We start from the raw sequence: 20623 nt of genomic DNA on the forward strand, positions 1-20623 counted from the left end.
AAAGAGCGTTATTATTGTTTAAATCATAAAAGGTCTTCAATTAACATGAATTTTATTCAGCTTTTAAGACTAATTCCGTTGTTTGTAACTCTCCGTCACGATAAAACTTGATCGTAACTGAATCACCAATTTTTGTTTCTCGATATAAGTATTGTCTTAGATCGAGCATATTTTCGATAAGTTGATCATCTATCTCAATAACGACATCATAAACTTTGAGACCGGCATGATCTGCTGATGATCCAGGATGGACCTCTGCAATCACGATACCATCAGTCACTTCTCTTGGATCAAGCTTTAATGTTTTCGTAATGTGTTGTGGAGGTACTTGAGAGAAGTTAATTGCGCTAATGCCCATAAATGGACGAATCACAGCACCATTTTCCTCAAGTTGTTCAATGATCGGAAGTGCTTCATCAATTGGAATCGCAAATCCAATCCCTTCAATTGCGTGTGAAGCAATTTTCATTGAGTTAATACCAATTACTTGTCCTGCAGAGTTAATTAATGCACCACCACTATTACCTGGGTTAATCGCTGCATCAGTTTGAATGACATCGATATTCCAGTCTGGAACACCATCTTTGTTAATATCAATTTCAATCGAGCGATCGAGTCCGCTAATGATTCCTTTAGTAACAGTTCCAGCAAATTCTGTCCCTAGCGGATTTCCGATTGCTATTGCAGGCTCACCTACAATTAGTTCTGAAGAGTTACCAAATTCAGCAACTGTATCAACATACTGAGCATCGATTGATAATACTGCTAAGTCAGTTAATTCGTCTTCTCCTAATAATTGTGCGTCAACGTGTTCGCCATCTGATAAGATGACTTCGATTTGATTGGCGCCGTCAATTACATGTTGATTAGTTACAATATATGCACGATCGCCTTCAATTTTATAGATCACACCTGATCCAGTACCGGCATCTACACTATCTGACCATAGACTAAATGATTGAAGATTTGACACACCAACAACTGCACCTGCTACATCACTAAGGAGCTCTGTTGGCACGCCATCCCCATGTCCAGAAGTTTGAATAATTGGAGCTCTTCTAACTTCCGTTTGTACAGTATTATTTACTGGGATAATTTGTTCTATTGGGATCACTCCAGTATATAGCAGTAAAAAGCCAATGACTGCGACGGTTAATCCACCAATAATTCCACTAAACCAAACCTTCCAAATTTCTAACCGTGGTTTAGCCTTTTCTTGACGAACATTTAAATGATCATTTACAGGTAAATCAGTTACGATAGACTGAGGACTTGAATAATTCTCATTATTGATCGTTTGATTTTCATCATGTTGTTCATTCGAGTTGAAATTGTCCATCACAATGGCTCCTTTCAAGATATTTTTAATTTGTTCACAGTTTTATTATACTTATTAGTATAACGAGATTATTTGGCAATCATTCGGTATAATTGTGAAAAAAGTATGGAAATCGTGTGATTGTGATAATATTCTATATATAAAAATACAACCATCGAAGGAGGCCATAAAATTGTCCCAACACATTTTCATTGTAGAAGATGATCCAAATATAAGAAATATTGTTTCTGCATATTTTAAAAAGGAACAATTCACATTAACTATGGTTGATAATGCGGAAGAAGCATGGGAATTATCTCGAAGTGGGCAACCAGATATGTGGATTCTCGATATTATGTTACCGGGAATGGACGGCTATGAACTATGTAAAAAAATAAGACAAGAAAGTGACGTACCTATAATAATCATTTCTGCAAAAGATGAAGAAGTAGATAAAATCTTAGGATTAGAATTGGGTAGCGATGATTATTTAACTAAACCATTTAGTCCTAGAGAATTAGTTGCTCGGGTCAAACGGTTATTTAAGCGTGTCGAACTTTACCAAAGTCATAAAAATGAACAAAAGAACCAACAATTCAGTTCAGGTGGATTAATTGTTGAATTAACGAATCGACGCGTCTTTTGGCATGATGAAGAAATTGAGGTGACGGCAAAAGAATTCGAGCTCTTAAAAAGCCTGATTCAAAATCAAAATCGTGCTTTCTCTAGAGAAGAATTACTCACACTTATTTGGGGTGAGGATTATTTCGGTAGTGATCGTGCCGTTGATGATTTAGTTAAACGTCTGCGCAAGAAAATTGACGGCTTACCAATTGAAACGGTCTGGGGTTATGGCTATCGTTTTCGAAATGATGATGGGGATCATCAATGAGACTACAGACACAGCTGACGCTAGCTTTTACAACTTTACTTGTCATTACAATGACGATCGTATCAATCACTATCCACTCACTACTATTAAATGTACTCATTAGAAATGAAAAGGCACAATTACAGGACAAGGGAGAAATTCTGTCACAATTTTTATTTAGTGAAGTCATGCCGAGTAATTTTTCACATTGGCTCAGTGATGAAGAATTATACTTATTTGTCTATGATCGGGCATTAGATCGTGTCGTGTTGTATTCGAGCTCACTAGATATAAATGTTATACACGACTGGGTGAATCGGTATGATTTAACGAGACCAGATCAACCGCTTTGGTATGACGGTGAAAAGCAATATGTTGTCTCAACGATATCAGTTTACCCGAGTTTATTAGATCAGGAGCTTGTTCTCATCACCCCGTTAGATGATATTCAAGAGGTTCAGCAAATATTTTTTAACCGGTTAATGATTGTCTTCTTAATCGGTATATTGGTCATTATTGTGCTTACTCACTATCTAACACATCGCTTAGTCACACCTCTTACACAGTTAAAATATCAGCTTAAACGAATTGAAAACCGTCAATTTGACGACATTATACGTATTAAAGCAACGGGAGAGATTAAGGAAGTGGAGAAAAGTGTTATTGATATGGCCAATGAATTACAACGCTATATGAAGACACAGCAGCAATTTTTCCAAAATGCTAGCCATGAGTTGAAAACTCCGATGATGACGATCCAAGGTTATGCTGAAGGTATTAAAGATGGTATCTTTGAAGGAGAAGATGCAGAGCGAGGGCTTGAAATCATCGTTGCCGAAATTAAACGATTGAAAAAGATAATCAGTGAAATGATACTATTAGCAAAGTTAGATAGTAAGGAAACTGTTTATCATGAAGGTAATATTTATGTTAGTGAATTAGTGCAATCAACGATGGATCGCACGTTCCCAATCGCAAGAGAACGAGGTATTTCGGTGAAATATCAAGTTACTGATGATGCGGTTTTACGTGTTGATCAGGAAAAAATGCTTCAAGCGATGTTAAACATTGTAACAAACGCTATCCGCCATGCGCGAGAACAAGTGGTTATTGACGTTGTTCGTAGTAATCAACGATTAGAGATAATGATTGATGACGATGGCAAAGGTATTGATCATACAATTATGCCACACTTATTTGATCGTTTTATTAAAGGAAAAGACGGCGAAACAGGTCTTGGTTTAGCTATCTCACGTGCTATTATAGAACGATCAAATGGAACGATCCGAGTAGAGGATTCACCATTAGGTGGCGCGCGGTTTGTAATTACTTTTTAATTTTTCACAAAAAAACTATCCTTAAACAGATGTGGTGTGCTATAATGACCCAGTTATATAGCACGTAGGCTAGCAAGAAAGAGGAGAGGTATAGAAGTATGTCATTAAGAGAAGATATTCGTAATATTGCTATCATTGCTCACGTTGACCATGGTAAAACGACTTTAGTTGATCAGTTGCTTAAAGATTCAGGAACCTTTGCAGATCATGAACAAACAGAGGATCGCATGATGGATTCCGGTGATATTGAACGTGAACGAGGCATTACAATCTTAGCAAAGAATACAGCAATTAAATATAAAGATAAAAGAATCAATATATTAGATACACCAGGACACGCCGATTTTGGTGGAGAGGTTGAACGGATTCTTAAGATGGTTGACGGTGTTTTACTTGTTGTTGATGCATATGAAGGATGTATGCCACAAACTCGATTTGTATTGAAAAAAGCATTAGAACAAAAATTAACACCCATCGTTATTTTAAATAAAGTTGATCGACCTAATGCGCGACCTGATTTTGTCGTCGATCAAGTTTTAGATTTATTTATTGAACTAGGTGCTGATGATGAGCAGTTAGAATTTCCTGTCTTATATGCATCTGCGTTGAATGGTACATCTGGTGAATCACCTGAAGAACAACATAATTCAATGGATGTTGTGTTTGATACGATTATTAGTCATATCCCAGCACCAATTGATAATAAAGATGAGCCACTACAATTACAGATTACATTACTCGATTACAATGAATTTCTAGGCCGAATTGGGATTGGTCGGATTGCGCGTGGAACGATTAAGGTTGGCCAACAAGTTACCCTATCAAAAGATAACGGTGAAACGAAACAATTCCGTGTCACAAAGTTATTTGGCTTTTTAGGATTGAAGCGGATTGAAATCAATGAGGCATATGCTGGAGACATTGTTGCATTATCAGGACTGGAGGATATTAACGTTGGTGAAACGATTTGTCCAGTTGGTCATGTAGAGCCTTTACCGATGCTGCACATTGATGAACCAACATTGCAAATGACATTTGTCGTTAATAATAGCCCGTTTGCCGGTAAAGAAGGCAAACACATTACGTCAAGAAAAATTAAAGAACGCTTAATGACGCAATTAGAAACAGATGTTAGTTTACGGGTTGACCCGACTGATTCTCCAGATGCATTTATCGTCTCTGGTCGAGGTGAATTACACCTTTCTATTCTTGTAGAGAATATGCGAAGAGAAGGCTATGAACTTCAATTGTCTAAGCCAGAAGTTATCATTAAAGAAATTGATGGCGTAAAATATGAACCGATGGAACGCGTTCAAATTGATGTGCCTGAAGAATTCACAGGTACAATTATTGAAACTTTAGGTTCTCGTAAGGCAGAAATGCTTGATATGCAAAACCAAGGTAATGGACAAGTCCGTTTGGAATTTAGAATTCCTTCAAGAGGACTAATTGGTTACTCAACAGAATTTATGACTCAGACACGCGGATATGGGATTATTAATCATACTTTTGATGAGTACGCACCATATACACCAGGTCAAGTTGGTGGACGTCGTCAAGGTGTTCTTGTTGCTTTGGAAAATGGTAAAGCTTCAACTTATGGTATTATGAACTTGGAAGACCGTGGGACAATTTTCGTTGAACCAGGTACAGAAGTATATGCTGGGATGATTGTTGGTGAGCATAATCGTGAGAATGATTTAACTGTAAATATCACGAAGGAAAAGCACTTAACAAATATCCGTTCAGCTAACAAAGATCAGACAGCTACAATCCGTAAGACGCGTAGTATGTCATTAGAGGAAGCTATTCAGTATTTAAATGATGATGAATATTGTGAGGTTACACCTAAATCGATTCGTTTACGTAAGAAAATTTTAAATAAGAGCGAAAGAGAAAAGGCAGCACGAAAGAAATAGTAGCCTATCTATAAATTAGCAATGAAAAAGTATCGATGAGTTACCGCCTGTCTTCTTGACAGGGTGGCAGTTCAAATTACTTTTTCATTGCTATTTTTTTATTTATAAAGCAGTCAATTCTATCTGTTTACATAACAACATACAATTTACATAATTGAAACAATTTCTTTACGATTACTTTATAGTTAGTTAACACTAGCTTAAAACTCGTTCTCTATACTGATGAATGTAACCAATATTAAATCAGTGAGAGGGGACTTTACAATGAATAAAATAAAACGAGTGATCTTATTTTTAGTAGTTAGTTTATTTGCAACAGCCTTATTAGTAGGATGTGCAGAAAATGATACCGACAATGGAGATAATTTAGATAAAGAAGCTTCAGCACAAACAGATGATTCAGGGGCAGAATTGTCGGGTACTATTACTATGGCTGGTTCAACGTCAGTTCAACCATTATCTGAAGAGCTAGCAGCAGTTTTTATGGACAAGTACCCAGATGTTAGATTAGAAGTATCTGGCGGAGGATCCGGATCAGGTATTACTGCAGCTCAAGGAAATACAGCAGACTTTGGTGCTGTGTCACGTGAAATCCGAGAAGATGAAACAGGTATTAATACTTATACAATTGCGATTGATGGAATTGCTATTATTGTACATCCAGACAATGCCATTAGTGATATAGCATTAGAAGATGTTCAAAAAATCTTTTCAGGTGAAATTACAAATTGGTCAGAAGTTGGCGGAGCAGATGAAGCAATTGTTATTGTAAGCCGTGAAGAAGGGTCAGGAACTAGAGGAGCATTTGATGATATTGTTTTAGGTGATGCTGCATTAGTAGATACAGCGCTAATCCAAAACTCAAGTGGTGCAGTTAGAGAATCAGTATCTTCAGAGCCAAATGCAATCGGGTATGTTTCAACAGGAAGTTTAACTGACAACGTTAAAGCTTTAGCGGTAGATGGCATTGAGCCAACTGTTGAGGATATTGTTAGTGGTGCGTACACTGTTGCAAGACCATTTAACTATGTAGCAAATGAGAATGAGTCTTTATCTGAAGTTGCACAAGCATTTCTTGACTTTGTTTTAAGTGAAGAAGGTCAAAAGGTTGTAGAACAACAAGGATTTGTACCTGTTAAATAAAACAGATAGACAGTTATAAAATGTAAGCAATAGAGATAGAAAAGAACGGGGTAGCGATATTCTGCCCTGTTCTTACCTGTTTAAAAATAGTGTTTATTTTGCAATAATGGGGTGAAATTAATGTTTAGTAAGGCTAACAATAATTTAGAAGAGAGAATTGTTAAAGGTATTTTATTTTTATTAGCGCTAACTTCAGTTGTCGCTCTAGGATTAATTGGATTTTTTATTTTTAAAGAAGGATTACCTTTTATGCTCGATTATGGTGTGGGTAATTTTATTTTTGGTAAAGAGTGGGCTCCACTTCAACAGGTTTATGGAATTTTCCCAATGATTATAGGGACCATTTATGTCACGATCTTGGCATTAATTATCGGTGCACCGATTGGAATAGCTGTTGCTATATTCTTATCAAAAATCGCACCACCAAAAGTTGCACGGGCAATTAAACCAATGATCGAATTAATGGCGGGCATTCCATCAGTTGTATATGGTCTATTTGGTATGATTGTGATTCGAGGGCTGATAAGGGAATTCGCACGTGGTTCGTTTGGAGAGGTCCTACCTGCAAACTATCAAACAGGATACTCTATATTAGCAGGTAGTATTATTTTGGCAATTATGATTTTACCTACGATTATTACCTTATCAATGGATGCAATTAATTCGGTACCAAGCGAATATTATGAAGCTTCTGTTGGATTAGGTGCCTCTAAATGGCAAAGTATTTATACAGTAATTGTTCCAGCTGCTAAGTCGGGTATTGTTTCATCAATTATTTTAGGAATGGGTCGTGCATTAGGAGAAACAATGGCGATCATTATGGTGGCAGGGAATACAGTAGCGATTCCAGAGTTAGGATGGAAGGGAATCTTCTCACCAGTTAGAACTTTAACAGGAAACGTTGCATTAGAAATGGGTTATGCAGGTCCTGAACACCGTCAAGCACTTTTTGCTACGGGGATTATTTTATTTATCTTTATTATGATTCTGAATTCAATTACTTTGGCAATCGTGAAGAAGAAGGAGCGTTAAACAATGGGAAAGACTAAACGAAATCAATGGATTGCTTTTGGCTTATTAAGCTTAGCAACGGCATTTACTATTACCGTCTTAATTGCTATTTTATTTTATGTGATGGGCCAAGGGCTAAAAATGATTAACTTAGAATTCCTACTTGAAAATCCTCGAAATATGGGTGCTGAAGGTGGAATTTATCCTGCAATATTAGGGACAATTTATTTAGTAGGAGTTACGTTATTAATTGCGACGCCAATTGGTGTTGGTACAGCAATTTTTCTAAATGAATATACAAGAGAAGGTCCGTTTAAGAAGATGATTCGATTTACAACAGAAGCATTAGCTGGAATTCCTTCTATTGTTTTTGGACTGTTTGGATTTGTTTTCTTTGTTATCTTACTTGAACCTTATACGGGTGGTTGGTCAATATTATCAGGATCTTTAACAGGTGTGATTATGATTTTACCTGTTATTATCCGCGCATCTGAAGAAGCATTACGCAACGTACCAAATCCGTTGCGTGAAGGAAGCCTAGCCTTAGGTACAACGCGCTGGTACACAATCAAGAAAACAGTATTACCAGTCGCTATACCAGGTATTTTATCAAGTATCATATTATCAATTGGTCGTGTTGTTGGTGAAACAGCTGCTTTCTTATTAACACTCGGAGGAAGTTTGCTTATTCCGCGGACAATTTTTGATGGAAGTAGAACATTATCACTCCATCTTTATATGGTTGCGATGGAAACAGGTAACATGGATATGGCTTTAGGTACTGGAGCAGTATTAATTATTTTAGTTTTAGTTATTAATTTTCTGGCAAGTTTATTATTCAAGCGATTTGTGAAGCGCTTTTCATAAGTCAGCCATGTTTGCCGAATTGGGGGTAAGTAAAGATGATAAATAATCAAGAGAAAATAAAGATATCAGTCGATAAACTATCATTTTATTATGGAGAGAAACAAGCTTTATATGAAATATCATTAGAGATTCCAGAGCGTGAGGTCTTTGCCTTAATAGGACCTTCAGGTTGTGGTAAATCAACGTTTCTTAGAACGTTAAATCGATTAAATGATTTGATTCATAAATCAAAAGTAACAGGAAAAATTGAAATAGATGGTCAGGATATTTATGATCCTAGTGTTGATGTAGTGCAATTAAGAACAGCTGTAGGAATGGTTTTTCAAAAGCCAAATCCATTTCCAAGCAGTATTTTTGATAATGTTGCTTACGGGCCAAGAGCGCATGGGATTAAAGACAAACAAAAGTTAAATGAAATTGTTGAAAGAAGTCTAAAGCAAGCAGCACTTTGGGATGAGGTAAAAGACAGACTTGATGCACCAGGCACAAGCTTATCAGGAGGTCAACAACAACGTCTTTGTATTGCAAGAGTAATGGCTGTTGAGCCTGATGTCATTTTAATGGATGAACCGACATCAGCATTAGATCCATTAGCAACGACAAAAATTGAGAATTTAATTAATGAATTAAGGGAAAAGTACACGATTGTTATTGTGACGCATAACATGGAGCAAGCTGCTCGAATTTCGGATAAAACAGCCTTCTTCCTTGATGGAGAGGTCGTTGAGGTTGGTTCAACAGATCAACTATTTACAAATCCTAAGAAGCAAGAAACAGAAGATTATATTACTGGTAAGTTCGGTTAATATAAAGAAGTAGCAAATAAGTTATTATTCAATTTATTTCACCCAACATTTTGTTGTAAAATAAACAGCCCCTAGTCAATTTGATTAGGGGCATTTTTTTGATATTTAAATTGTCATTTTACAAATCGCGTCGCATTGCTTTTAAGACATCGATTTGAGTTGCTCGTTTGGCTGGACGAGCACCAGAAATGATTGTGACGAGTAAACAAATCGTTATCGAAATCACGATTAGTGACAATGGAATAACTGAGAACTTAAATCCTTCAGGTAAGCTTTCATTAAAGATGGACTCGATAATTAATGGAATCCCGAGATTTACAGCAAAACTAATCAGATAAGCCACTGCTGTACCAATGACAGCACCCATGATACCGATATAACTACTTTCTAATAAAAAGACTTGTTTGATCGTTTTTGGATTTGCTCCAATAGCTTTCATAATACCGATGTCTGGCGCACGTTCAGTAACAGCCATCGTCATCGTATTATAAATACCAATTGAAGCAATTAAAACAGCAATTGTTCCAATGAAAACCAAACCAGCTTTAGCAACGTTAAAGAGAATATTAATTTGATTAATTTCATTGGCAACTGAGTATGCATAATAATGATTATCTGTTAGAAATGTTGTCAGGTCTTTAATGTATTGAACAGAGTCAGTATGAATATATACTTCATCAAATGTTCTGAAATCTTTTAACTCATAGTATTCGTCATGAGCAAAAGGGAATGCGTTACTTGTTCCTGTAAACGCCTCTAATTCAGTGAGTAAACCTTCTGAAATATAAACTTGTGTATTGGTCTGCCAATCACGATTAGGTTTTTCAACTACACCAACAATTGTTACTTCAAATGATTTTGTTTCCACATTATCATCTTCATCATATTTTTCAATCTCAAATTTTACCGTTTGACCAACGATCTCATCTTTAAATTTATACTCGTCTAGTTTATTGCCTTCATCGTCGAAAACTTTTTCCGGATCAACTCCAGTTGGCATGAGGTACTCGGCAAAATGATAGCCAACAATAATCTCATTATCTGCTTTTGGGTAATCTCCCTTAGCTAGATTTAATCCTGCCTCGCGTTCAGCATCAAAGTTAACGCTAATCATATTGCTCGATAGTTCAAAATCATCGACTAGTATATTGGGTCCCTGAGAGACATAATTGACATGTCGGACAGACTTAACATTTTCTAAAGACTTGAAATAGTCTAGATCATTTTCATTAATTTCACGGTATTCACCATCATCATATCCATAGACAGATATTTCATTAATTTTGTCTTGTTCCATTACATCTTTTAATAATGTGTCGTGCAGCCCAAATCCGACAGATGCTAAGACAATTAAAAAGGTTGTCCCCATTGCCGAAGCAAGCACAGTCATAAAAATTCTCATTTTGTTTTTTCGGATGTTTTGTCTAACGAATTTCATCTGATCTTTAAAACGCATGCTGATCCCCTCCTTCAATTAAACGACCATCTTGGATTTCGATTGTACGATGACCAATTCTCGCTACTTGTTCATCATGAGTAATAATTAAGAAGGTGATATTTAGCTCTTCATTTAACTGCTGGATAAAGTTTAGTAGATCAGCCTCTGTTTCACTATCAAGACTTCCTGTTGGCTCATCTGCTAAGATGATTGGTGGATTTAGGACAAGTGCTCTTGCAACGCCTACACGTTGTTGTTGACCGCCTGATAATTCACTCGGATAGTGTCCATGGAAATCTTCTAAGCCCACTCTTTTTAGTGTTCGTTCGGTTATTGCTTTCCGATCACTTTCTTTGATCCCTTTTAAAATTAAAGGTAACTCAACATTCTGATATGCAGTCATTGAAGGGATCAGTTGAAAATTTTGAAAGATAAATCCGATTTGCTCAAGTCTAAAATCGGCAAATTCCCCTTCTGAGAATGTTGTTACATCTTGATTATTAATGGTGATTTGACCTGCTATAGGCTTAATGAATCCCCCAATTAAATTTAATAATGTTGATTTACCTGATCCGCTTCGGCCGATAATCGTAATGATTTCCCCAGCATTAACTGAAAAAGAAATATCGTGAAGTACAGGTAAAGTAGTTTCTTGTCCTCTTTTTCCCATTACGAAATGGTGGGACAAATTCTTTACAGTAATCATTTATATAATTCCCCCTGTTCTAAGCTTTCTAGTGTTAATGACGTAAGTAAAGTTAAAAAGGATGCAAAAAAAAGCATATTGAAACAAAATCGGGCTCAATATGTAAGTAAATTGTTGTATTTATTTTGTGATACATGCTTAAAATTAAGCGATTAATCACCATTATTACACTGAGTCAATTTCATAATACAAAAATCTAGTTAAGAACACGAAAGATTACAAATAAAAATACAATATCATACGTAAATAAAGAAGCCTAATCAAGTGATTGGAACGGCAGGCGGCGACTCCAGCGGGAACAATCGTGTCCGAAGATCCAGTGATAAAAGCTTGGAAAGCTTTTATCAATTAGCTGAGTTTAACGAAGGCAAGCTAAAACCGTCACGTCGTGTGACGACGCTTGCATGACCTACATCCTGTAGGCCCGAAAGCGTCCGCCTAGAGTGGAAATCACCGCGTCACCTGTAACCCAATTGTTCGTGTTTTATAGCCAATTAAGTCATTATGAAATTCATTCACACTATATAAAAAATATAGCCTGTAGTTAAGTTCATTAAAAACTTTTCTACAGGCTATAAAGGTATTTATATAAGTAAACATTATAAATCTAAAAACTGTGAGACAATAGTTTCAAATTGGTTCATCAACGGATGGTATGACGTTTTGTTAATGCCTTCTGTTACACTTTCAAGCATTTTTTGATAATACCATTGTTGGTCGCTTTTCCCTCTTTCAAAGTCATACCACATATTATCACCGTAAATCATCTCATTATTAATAATTGAATCGAGATTATCAATTTTATCAGCGCAAACGATTAATTTAGCATCTAATGATGCGTGACGAATTTGATCAATACTTTGTTGTTTGCGTAATTCCCAGGCTAATGTCTTTGTTTTTTCAGTTACTGTATGAACAATTTGTGCAACTCGATGGCCAAATAAAACGTCTATTTCTTCGATTGTACCATCTGTATCTTCAACAACATCATGTAATAGTCCAGCAATTACTAAATCCTGATCACAATCGTGTTCTTTTAATAACATAGCTACACGATATGGGTGTGCAATGTAAGGCTCTTTACTCACTTTCCGCTTTTGTCCATCATGCTTAACAGCAGCATACGATATAGCCCGCATTAATTGAGCGTTTAACATAGTTCTCTCCCCCTTTATCCGTGCTAGCTTAATAAAATTTATTGTAGTACTATTATTATACTTATTTTACTGGCGATTATAAAGAATCATATTCAGCAGAAAATAAATAAAAAAGTTGTGGAGGTAATTTTGTGAAGTTAAGAAAGGTTAGTCTTTTATTACTTATCATCTTTATTTTATCAGGGTGTGCTGTAGAAGATAAGCAAGTAAGTTTTTACAATCAAAAACAGATTGATAGATCAAGTAAAGTCACTTTGGCTTATTTACCAGCTGAAAGTTATCAATTATCTATTGCGGCTATAGGTGATTTACTCATTCATGGTCGTGTATATGATGCCGCTCGTATTGCCGATGGATTTGACTTTATGCCGATGGTAAATGAAGTGAAGGATTATTTAACTAATGTAGATATTGCAACTGCTAACCAAGAGACAATGATAGGCGGTGAAGCATTTGGTTTATCGACTTATCCGCAATTTAATAGCCCACACGAGGTGGGTGACATGGTTAAGGAATTAGGGATTGATATAGTGACATTGGCAAATAATCACACGCTTGACCGAGGTGAGCAAGTAATTTACTCAGCACTGGATTATTGGGACAAACTCGGGGTGCTTTATACAGGTTCTTACCGTGATCAAGATGATCGAGATCACATTCGCGTAATTGAAAGGAATAATATTGCTGTTTCATTTTTAGGCTACAGTTATGGAACAAATGGTATTCCAGTACCCACTGGAAAGGACTACTTAATTAATTTAATTGATCAGGAACAAATCGCTAAAGATATTGCTAAGGCTAAAGAAATTTCTGATGTTGTAGTTATGCATTTACATTTTGGTGATGAGTATATTCGTATGCCAAATATGTTTCAACAAGAACTCGTCCAATATGTTGTTGATCAAGGTGTTGATATTGTATTTGGTCACCACCCGCATGTTTTATAGCCTGTTAAGTGGGTTGAATCACAAACGGGTCAACAAGCTTTCGTCATTTATTCATTAGGTAATTTCTTATCTGGACAAAATGAGCTTTATCGACAAATTGGCGGGATTGTTGAGTTGGTAATTAACAAAGAAGTGACATCTCAAGGAACAACAATTTCATTAACTGAACCTAAGTTTTTACCGACTTATGTAGATATCAATCAAGGCTTTAAAGTTAGCCCGTTAAAAGATGTGACAGATCAACAATTATCTAATGCCAGTTCACACTATCAGGAGATTAAATCTCATATGTCTCAATGGATGCCAGAGCTTGATTTTTTTGAATAATAAAACATTAAAAAATGCGTGCCAAATCGCATCAATGACGGTATAATATTGACGGAGAATGACAGGTTAAAAATGACTAAATAAGGAGCATGAAATAATGGAGTGGGGAAATATATTTAGGGGAATAATGATAGGGGCATCTAATGTTGTTCCTGGAATAAGTGGGGGTACGATTGCAGTACTTCTTGGGATCTATGATCGGTTAATTTTCGCAATTAATAACCTATTCAGTAGAAAGTGGAAAGACCAATTAACATTTCTGATTCCATTGGGAATTGGAATGGTTATTGCTACCTTTTTATTTTCTAGTGGTTTAAAGTGGCTATTTGAGCATTATCCAAATCCAACCCAGTTTTCCTTTATCGGGTTAATTATTGGTACGCTGCCATTACTTTTTAAAGAGTCAAAAGTAAAAGGAAATATTAAAGGGTATCATATTTTACTATTGATCTTGTCAGTGATCATTGCAGCTAGCTTTATGTTTTTTAGAGGAGATGAAGGATTAATTATTACAGAAATTGATCTTAAAATGTATATTTTTCTTTTATTCTCAGGCTTTTTAGCTAGTGCAGCGATGATTCTCCCTGGCATAAGTGGCTCATTAATTTTATTGATGATGGGTGTATATGGAACGATTATTAATGCAGTTACTCAGTTACAATTGGACATTTTAATAGTTGTTGCAGTTGGTGTCGGTATCGGTGTAATTACCATTAGTAAAGTGATTAGCTACTTGTGGAATCAATATCCATTAGCAACTTATATGGTCATTATCGGCTTAGTCATTGGTTCAATTTTTGTCATTTTCCCAGGTTGGCCTTTATCTGGAATCGATATTTTATTAAGTGGACTAGCTTTATTACTTGGCCTTGTTATTGCTTATTTACTTGGCCGAGTTGAATATAAAGATAATAATTAATGATAGTTAGGAAGTGATGCGATGATCCGTGAAGCAACAATTCAGGATTTAGATGAAATTATGATAATCGTGCGTGACGTAGTCAAATGGATGCACGAAAGAGGTAGCCGACAATGGGATAGTAGCTATCCATCAGAAGCGGATTATCTAAGAGACATCAATAAACGTGAATTATTTGTCTATCTACTAGACGAAAAAATAGTTGCCGTTTATACAATTAGTCGTGAAGGACATAAAGAGTACCCTTCAATTAATTGGGCTAGCAGTGAACCTGCTTGGACACTGAAACGTATAGCCATAAATCCTGACTATCATGGTCGTGGAATTGCAGATCAATTGATCAAGTTTGCAGAAAATCATGCGAAGGAATCTGGAATTTATCGATTAAATACAGACACATATAGTGAGAACTTTCATGCACAAAAAGTATTTACACGCCACGGCTTTCAATTAGTAGATAAACGAGTTGGTCGACGAGGACCAATTGAATTTTTCTACTATGAAAAATTGTTAACTAAAGAAGATTAATTCTTCTATTGCTAACAGTGATCACTATCGATCTCAAGAAGTAATGAGATTGCGTTCTTGAATTCAAAAAAGCCTCTTCCTAAAGGAAGGTGCTTTTTTTATCAGCACATTAGCATAAAGTTTATTAATATACTTTCCATATTTTTTTGTCAGCAAAATAATTAGCATTTATACTATTATTCGGTATACTATATGAATATATCGTAAATTGGGAGAGAACATTATGGATCAAGAAAAGGAACTTTATAAAAAAAGAAAGCAAGACCCTTCACTAAAATTATTCGTGGTATTATCAAAGGCATATCGCTCCGTTGCAGATCGAGTTGCAGCAGATATTCGCAAGAGTGGACTGAATACAACTGAATTTGGTGTGTTAGAATTGTTGTACCATTCAGGCGATCAACCATTGCAAAAAATCGGTGATAAAATACTTTTAGCAAGTGGTAGTATTACTTATGTCGTTGATAAATTAGAAAAAAAGCAATATCTTAAACGCACTCAATGTGCTGAAGATCGACGTATTACGTTTGCTTCAATTACTGATAAGGGAAAGGAATTGTTAAACGAAATATTCCCTACTCACTGGGAGCAAATTGAGAATATCACTGCAGGATTATCAGAAGAAGAAAAATTAGTAGCGATAGAATTACTGAAAAAACTAGGTAAGCATGCTGATCTCTATGAAAATAATTAATCGCCTGACCTCTTTCTAACAATATGATGCTTAGAAAGAGGTCTTTTTATTGAAGATAAAACAATTATTTGAATCGAAAGAATTTTTATAATTTGTGTAAGTGCGTTTATCTGCATGAAAATTGGGTATACATTTAAAGAGTTTAAATGAATAAGAGTGAAATAATCGGGCATTATTAATTGTGTAGTTTCGATATGTAATCTGAAATAAGCAAGAATTCGAAGAAGCTATTCAATTAATGATCTGCCTATAATTATTGAAAATATATAGTTTAGTTAAATTGAAGATGCTAGAGACTCTTATTTAAGAGAGGGGATTCGAAACTATGTCAGATGAAGTTATCACTGTTTATACAAGTGATGATTGTATTGAATCACAGCAGATGATCAGGTACTTAGATGAGTTAGGAATAGTTTATATTGAAAAGAGTGTTAGTGAGGATAGGAGAAATCTTAAACAATTACAAGCCAAAAATATTTATTCAACACCAGCTTTAATTTATGGTGACAAAATAGTTTTGGGTTTTCTAAAAGATAAAATTGATCGATTAATTAAAAAGGCCTAGCACAGATTAATGAACGATTTAATCGTCTCACTCATATGATAATTTATCAAAGAATAATGAATAGGGGTGTTACTATGCGATTAAATCGGTTCTTCTTTCCACCCAACTATCAAATGCCAAATTATCATCAACCGAATCAATATCCACCACAATATTCACAAATGACGCAACCATATTTCCCACCAGCACATCCAAACATGCCCTTTCATCAAGGGAATTGGCAACCACCTTTTCAAGGAATGCAAGGGATGGGCGTAGGACAAAAACCAACAGCAAAAGGTGTCATGGGCTACTTCCAAAATGAACAAGGTCAATTTGATCTTGATAAAGTTTTAAATACAGCTGGCCAAGTCGCCAATACGTATCAGCAAATTTCGCCGTTAGTTAAAGGTATTGGCTCATTTTTAAAAGGTAGCTAGCTCATTCAAAGTCTTGTCAATATTGGCAAGACTATTATTTTTACTAAAAGGATGATTATTAATGATTGGTTGTTTATGTATTCACGGATTTACAGGAGGACCTTATGAAATTGAGCCTCTAACCACTTTCTTAGAAGAAAAAACGGACTGGCTTATTAGTGTGCCGACATTGCCCGGTCATGGGTTAGACTTACAACTAGATGATTATACACATCAAGATTGGTTAGATGCAGCTGACGAAGCTTATCAAGAGCTAGCCGCTAAAGTTGATGTTGTATATGTAGTAGGTTTTTCTATGGGAGGGATGATTGCGGCATCACTAGCAGCTAAATATCCTGTTGCAGGATTAATTATGTTATCTCCTTCAAGAAAGTATCTTAGTTTAGTTAAGCTTGCTGCAGAAGTTAAACTACTCATTAGAGATCGTTTCTTTGGAGAAATTGAAAATAACTTAACATATCAAAACCTCAAACTTAAACGAGGTGCAATACCAGCTCGTGCATATATCGAATTTGCTAAGTGTATTGCTAAGACTCGACCTTACTTAAAGGACATTTATTGTCCGGTTCTCGTTTTACAAGGGATTCAAGATGGACTAGTCCCTTATCAAACAACACATTACCTAACAGAAGAAATTCCTGTTGAAATTGATGTAATTTATTATGCTGATTCAAAGCATTTAATTTGCTTAGGTGATGATAAAGAAGTAGTGATAAATGCAGTTTACGAATACTTAATGAAAATTGAAGATAGAACTAGAAAAAAGATCACAAGCTAAGTTGTGATCTTTTTTAATCTCTTCGTTTATTATCACTGAAAAATGCCATTACAATCGCTTCACTACCAGCATGGATTGAAAGTAACGGTCCCATTTCAGCTGTAATAATTTTATTAAATTGATACTTCTCTTTAATCGTCTCGACAATCGAATCTAAACGTTCTTTAGCTTGAGCATGTGTAATGACAAGCTTTTGATTTGCTGTTTCAGAAATGTATTCACCAATTTTATCGATAAATCTTATTGTTGCTTTTTTGCTTCCACGTACTTTCTCAAGTACTTCAACTTTACCTTCTTTACTAGCTTGAAGGAGAAGTTTAACGTTTAATGTTTTTGCGACTGCTCCTCTAATACGGTCTAACCGACCGCTTCGAATCAGATTATCTAACGTTTTAAGTACGAATACAGTTCTTAAATGTTTAACGCGATCTTCAATAAAATAAATGAGCTCATAATAATTAAAGCCTGCTTTAATTTTTTCGACTGTTTCTTGGATTAGCAAAATTATTCCAGATGAAGCGGACTCGGTATTAATAATTTCAATCTGTCGATCAGGATCATCTTCAATTAACATGTTTTTAGCCATTAATGCATGCTTATACGCACTACTCACGCCGTTAGACACGCTAAAGTGAATAATGGGTTTATCCTTTGGTATTTCTTTAAAGACTTTGTAGTATTCATATGGACCAGCAGCTGATGTAGTAGGTATTGCCTTGCTGTTTTCAAGTCTGGTCGCAAAATCTTCAATCGTTACATCTTCAGATCGGATTTGTTCATTATCTAAATGAATATAAAGAGGAATAACTTTAATTCTCCAACTATCACGCATCTCAATCGGTAAATCAGAACCACCATCAGTAATGATTTGAATTGTCATTTGCACACCTCATTGTGAAAAATATAATATAATTCATTTAATACATATATACCCATAATCAACCTAATTAGTCGCTTTATTTAACAAAAGGTTAAGGTTAGGTAGATTTATTTTATCATGATTTTCTTATTATGTCGTTTGAATTAAGAACTATTACTAGAACATGAACCAATAGTGTGTTAAAATAGGCACATCCATTGAATGCTCGTTAGTTAACCTCTTTCAATAAATTGGAGAGAGGTTTTTTTCCACGTTAATAAACATACAGATTTGCGGGTAACCTTATAATATAGTTACAACCCATTTAATGATCGCCATGAACGGTTAGTTACTATAAGTCGAATGCTGTATAATAATTTGTTATGTACAAAAAATTTTTTGTAATCAAATGAAAAAATGAGATAAAATACTCACAACAAAGTGATTGTATTGACTAATGAAAATATATGTTAACGTGTCGTTACAAGCACACGATGAGATTTAGAAAAAGGAGTTTGAAATCAAATTGACAACATTTCAAGAACTAAACATTTCAGCGCCAATCTTAAAAGCATTAAGTAATATGGGCTTTGAGGAAGCAACGCCGATTCAGGAACAAACAATTCCACTTGGCTTAAAAGGTGAAGACGTTATCGGACAAGCACAGACAGGTACAGGGAAAACAGCAGCCTTCGGAATCCCTATGATTGAACAAATTGAGAAAAAACAAAGAAAGATTCAAGGGTTAGTTGTAGCACCTACACGTGAACTTGCAATACAAGTATCAGAAGAGATTCACCGTATCGGTAAATTTAAAGGCATTCGCTCACTTCCTATTTATGGCGGTCAACAAATGCAACGCCAGATTCGCTCACTTAAGGAAGGCCCGCATATCGTAGTTGCAACACCGGGTCGTCTACTTGATCATATGCGTCGAAAAACAATTAATATTAGTGATGTTAAGACAATTGTCTTAGATGAAGCTGATGAAATGCTAAATATGGGATTCATTGATGATATTCGAGAAATATTAAAAATGATTCCGCATGAGCGTCAGACATTACTGTTCTCAGCAACAATGCCAAAAGAAATTCGCCAAATTGCATCAACAATGATGCGTGAACCAAAAGAGGTTAAAGTAAAATCTAAACAATTATCTGTAGAAAATATTGAGCAGAGATTTATTGAAGTTCATGAAAAACAGAAGTTTGATGCTTTAACAAACCTTTTAGACATTCATGTACCAGAACTAGCGATTATTTTTGGTCGTACGAAAAAACGTGTTGATGAATTAACAGATGGCCTTCAAGCTAGAGGCTTTCGAGCAGAAGGTATTCACGGTGATTTAACTCAAGGTAAACGAATGAGTGTTTTAAATAAGTTTAAAAATGGCCGAATTGAAATTCTAGTGGCAACAGACGTAGCTGCGCGAGGCTTGGATATATCAAACGTAACACACGTTTATAACTTTGATATTCCGCAAGACCCAGAAAGTTATGTACACCGAATTGGTCGTACAGGAAGAGCGGGTAAAACAGGTGTAGCTATTTCATTTATTACACCACGTGAAATGCCGCATTTAAAACTCATTGAAAAAGTGACAAATGCTAAAGTTAAAAGAATGGATATGCCAACACTTGCAGATGCAAAACGTGGTCAGCAAAAAATTGCATTGAAGAAATTAACAAGAGCAATCGAATCACAAGATCTAGATGATTATCGTGAAGAAGCAGCTGCTTTATTAGAAGAATATGATTCAGTTACAATTGTAGCTGCAACATTGAAAATGATGACTAAAGAAAGACGACAAACGCCTGTTACACTTTCTTCTGTTCAACCATTAAGTGTGAAGCGCAGTAAAGATAATCGTAAGAATTTCAGAGGTAAGAACGACTCTAATAAAAAGCGTCAGTTTGGTCGAAAAGGTAAGCCAGCTGGACGTAATCGTAAATTTAATAACAAACGTGCTTCAAAATAAATAATTAAAAAAGCTTTCCGCAATTGGGAAAGCTTT

At 35.5% G+C, this 20623-nt stretch carries 21 protein-coding genes; 16 read left to right on the forward strand and 5 right to left on the reverse strand.

Annotated features, from left to right (window positions below; translation table 11 throughout):
* Positions 1-52: 52 nt before the first annotated feature.
* Complete coding sequence (locus AXY_RS01710; protein ID WP_015009057.1) at positions 53-1339, reverse strand: S1C family serine protease; 1287 nt, start codon at positions 1337-1339, stop codon at positions 53-55.
* Between the two features lie 172 nt (positions 1340-1511).
* On the opposite strand from AXY_RS01710, the gene AXY_RS01715 reads away from it, so the two are divergent.
* The 7 genes from AXY_RS01715 (at position 1512) to pstB (ending at position 9272) form a co-directional block, all read left to right on the forward strand.
* Positions 1512-2210 (forward strand): response regulator transcription factor, encoded by a 699-nt coding sequence (locus tag AXY_RS01715; protein WP_015009058.1) that lies wholly within the window; start codon positions 1512-1514, stop codon positions 2208-2210.
* Entirely contained in the window at positions 2207-3526 is a 1320-nt protein-coding gene (locus tag AXY_RS01720; protein WP_015009059.1) for a sensor histidine kinase, read from the forward strand. Before AXY_RS01715 ends, AXY_RS01720 begins: the two co-directional genes overlap by 4 nt.
* 98 nt (positions 3527-3624) lie before the next feature.
* Positions 3625-5445 (forward strand): translational GTPase TypA, encoded by a 1821-nt coding sequence (gene typA / locus AXY_RS01725; RefSeq protein WP_015009060.1) that lies wholly within the window; start codon positions 3625-3627, stop codon positions 5443-5445.
* Between the two features lie 264 nt (positions 5446-5709).
* Positions 5710-6588, forward strand: coding sequence for a phosphate ABC transporter substrate-binding protein (locus AXY_RS01730; protein WP_015009061.1), 879 nt, complete (start codon positions 5710-5712; stop codon positions 6586-6588).
* A gap of 120 nt (positions 6589-6708) precedes the next feature.
* A complete protein-coding gene (gene pstC / locus AXY_RS01735; protein ID WP_015009062.1) occupies positions 6709-7620 on the forward strand; it encodes a phosphate ABC transporter permease subunit PstC in 912 nt (303 codons plus the stop codon).
* Positions 7621-7623: 3 nt separating this feature from the next.
* Positions 7624-8466, forward strand: coding sequence for a phosphate ABC transporter permease PstA (pstA, locus tag AXY_RS01740; protein WP_015009063.1), 843 nt, complete (start codon positions 7624-7626; stop codon positions 8464-8466).
* A 35-nt stretch (positions 8467-8501) separates the two neighbouring features.
* Positions 8502-9272: a phosphate ABC transporter ATP-binding protein PstB gene (gene pstB, locus AXY_RS01745; RefSeq protein ID WP_015009064.1), complete on the forward strand. Its 771-nt coding sequence runs from the start codon at positions 8502-8504 to the stop codon at positions 9270-9272.
* 118 nt (positions 9273-9390) lie between these two features.
* Here the strand turns inward: pstB and AXY_RS01750 are convergent, their stop codons facing one another.
* The 3 genes from AXY_RS01750 to AXY_RS01760 form a co-directional block, all read right to left on the reverse strand.
* Complete coding sequence (locus AXY_RS01750; protein ID WP_015009065.1) at positions 9391-10728, reverse strand: ABC transporter permease; 1338 nt, start codon at positions 10726-10728, stop codon at positions 9391-9393.
* Positions 10718-11416, reverse strand: coding sequence for an ABC transporter ATP-binding protein (locus AXY_RS01755; RefSeq protein ID WP_015009066.1), 699 nt, complete (start codon positions 11414-11416; stop codon positions 10718-10720). The genes AXY_RS01750 and AXY_RS01755 overlap by 11 nt, the downstream gene beginning before the upstream one ends.
* Positions 11417-12015: 599 nt before the next feature.
* Positions 12016-12573, reverse strand: a complete 558-nt coding sequence (locus AXY_RS01760; protein WP_015009067.1) for an HD domain-containing protein — start codon at positions 12571-12573, stop codon at positions 12016-12018.
* Between the two features lie 131 nt (positions 12574-12704).
* Here AXY_RS01760 and AXY_RS01765 point away from each other — a divergent pair, with 131 nt between their 5' ends.
* From AXY_RS01765 to AXY_RS01795, 8 genes are all read left to right on the forward strand, one after another.
* The gene (locus AXY_RS01765; RefSeq protein ID WP_015009068.1) at positions 12705-13520 is read left to right on the forward strand and encodes a CapA family protein; all 816 of its coding nucleotides are present in this window, start codon (positions 12705-12707) and stop codon (positions 13518-13520) included.
* A 114-nt stretch (positions 13521-13634) separates the two neighbouring features.
* A complete protein-coding gene (locus tag AXY_RS12980) occupies positions 13635-13847 on the forward strand; it encodes a hypothetical protein (RefSeq protein ID WP_015009069.1) in 213 nt (70 codons plus the stop codon).
* 97 nt (positions 13848-13944) lie between these two features.
* On the forward strand, positions 13945-14766 hold the full coding sequence (locus AXY_RS01770) for a DUF368 domain-containing protein (RefSeq protein ID WP_015009070.1): 822 nt from the start codon (positions 13945-13947) through the stop codon (positions 14764-14766).
* Between the two features lie 21 nt (positions 14767-14787).
* A complete protein-coding gene (locus AXY_RS01775) occupies positions 14788-15294 on the forward strand; it encodes a GNAT family N-acetyltransferase (RefSeq protein WP_015009071.1) in 507 nt (168 codons plus the stop codon).
* A gap of 223 nt (positions 15295-15517) precedes the next feature.
* Complete coding sequence (locus tag AXY_RS01780; RefSeq protein ID WP_015009072.1) at positions 15518-15988, forward strand: MarR family winged helix-turn-helix transcriptional regulator; 471 nt, start codon at positions 15518-15520, stop codon at positions 15986-15988.
* Between the two features lie 325 nt (positions 15989-16313).
* Positions 16314-16553 (forward strand): glutaredoxin family protein, encoded by a 240-nt coding sequence (locus AXY_RS01785; RefSeq protein WP_015009073.1) that lies wholly within the window; start codon positions 16314-16316, stop codon positions 16551-16553.
* Between the two features lie 74 nt (positions 16554-16627).
* Positions 16628-16972 carry a YppG family protein gene (locus AXY_RS01790; RefSeq protein ID WP_041450072.1) on the forward strand — a complete coding sequence of 115 codons (345 nt, stop codon included), beginning with the start codon at positions 16628-16630 and terminating at the stop codon, positions 16970-16972.
* A 61-nt stretch (positions 16973-17033) separates the two neighbouring features.
* Entirely contained in the window at positions 17034-17750 is a 717-nt protein-coding gene (locus AXY_RS01795) for an alpha/beta hydrolase (protein WP_015009075.1), read from the forward strand.
* A 13-nt stretch (positions 17751-17763) separates the two neighbouring features.
* Here AXY_RS01795 and AXY_RS01800 read toward each other — a convergent pair whose 3' ends face one another.
* Positions 17764-18630 carry a DegV family protein gene (locus AXY_RS01800; RefSeq protein WP_015009076.1) on the reverse strand — a complete coding sequence of 289 codons (867 nt, stop codon included), beginning with the start codon at positions 18628-18630 and terminating at the stop codon, positions 17764-17766.
* 505 nt (positions 18631-19135) lie between these two features.
* On the opposite strand from AXY_RS01800, the gene AXY_RS01805 reads away from it, so the two are divergent.
* Entirely contained in the window at positions 19136-20587 is a 1452-nt protein-coding gene (locus AXY_RS01805; protein WP_015009077.1) for a DEAD/DEAH box helicase, read from the forward strand.
* Positions 20588-20623 lie beyond the last annotated feature (36 nt).

Source organism: Amphibacillus xylanus NBRC 15112 (assembly GCF_000307165.1).
GTDB lineage: Bacteria > Bacillota > Bacilli > Bacillales > Amphibacillaceae > Amphibacillus > Amphibacillus xylanus.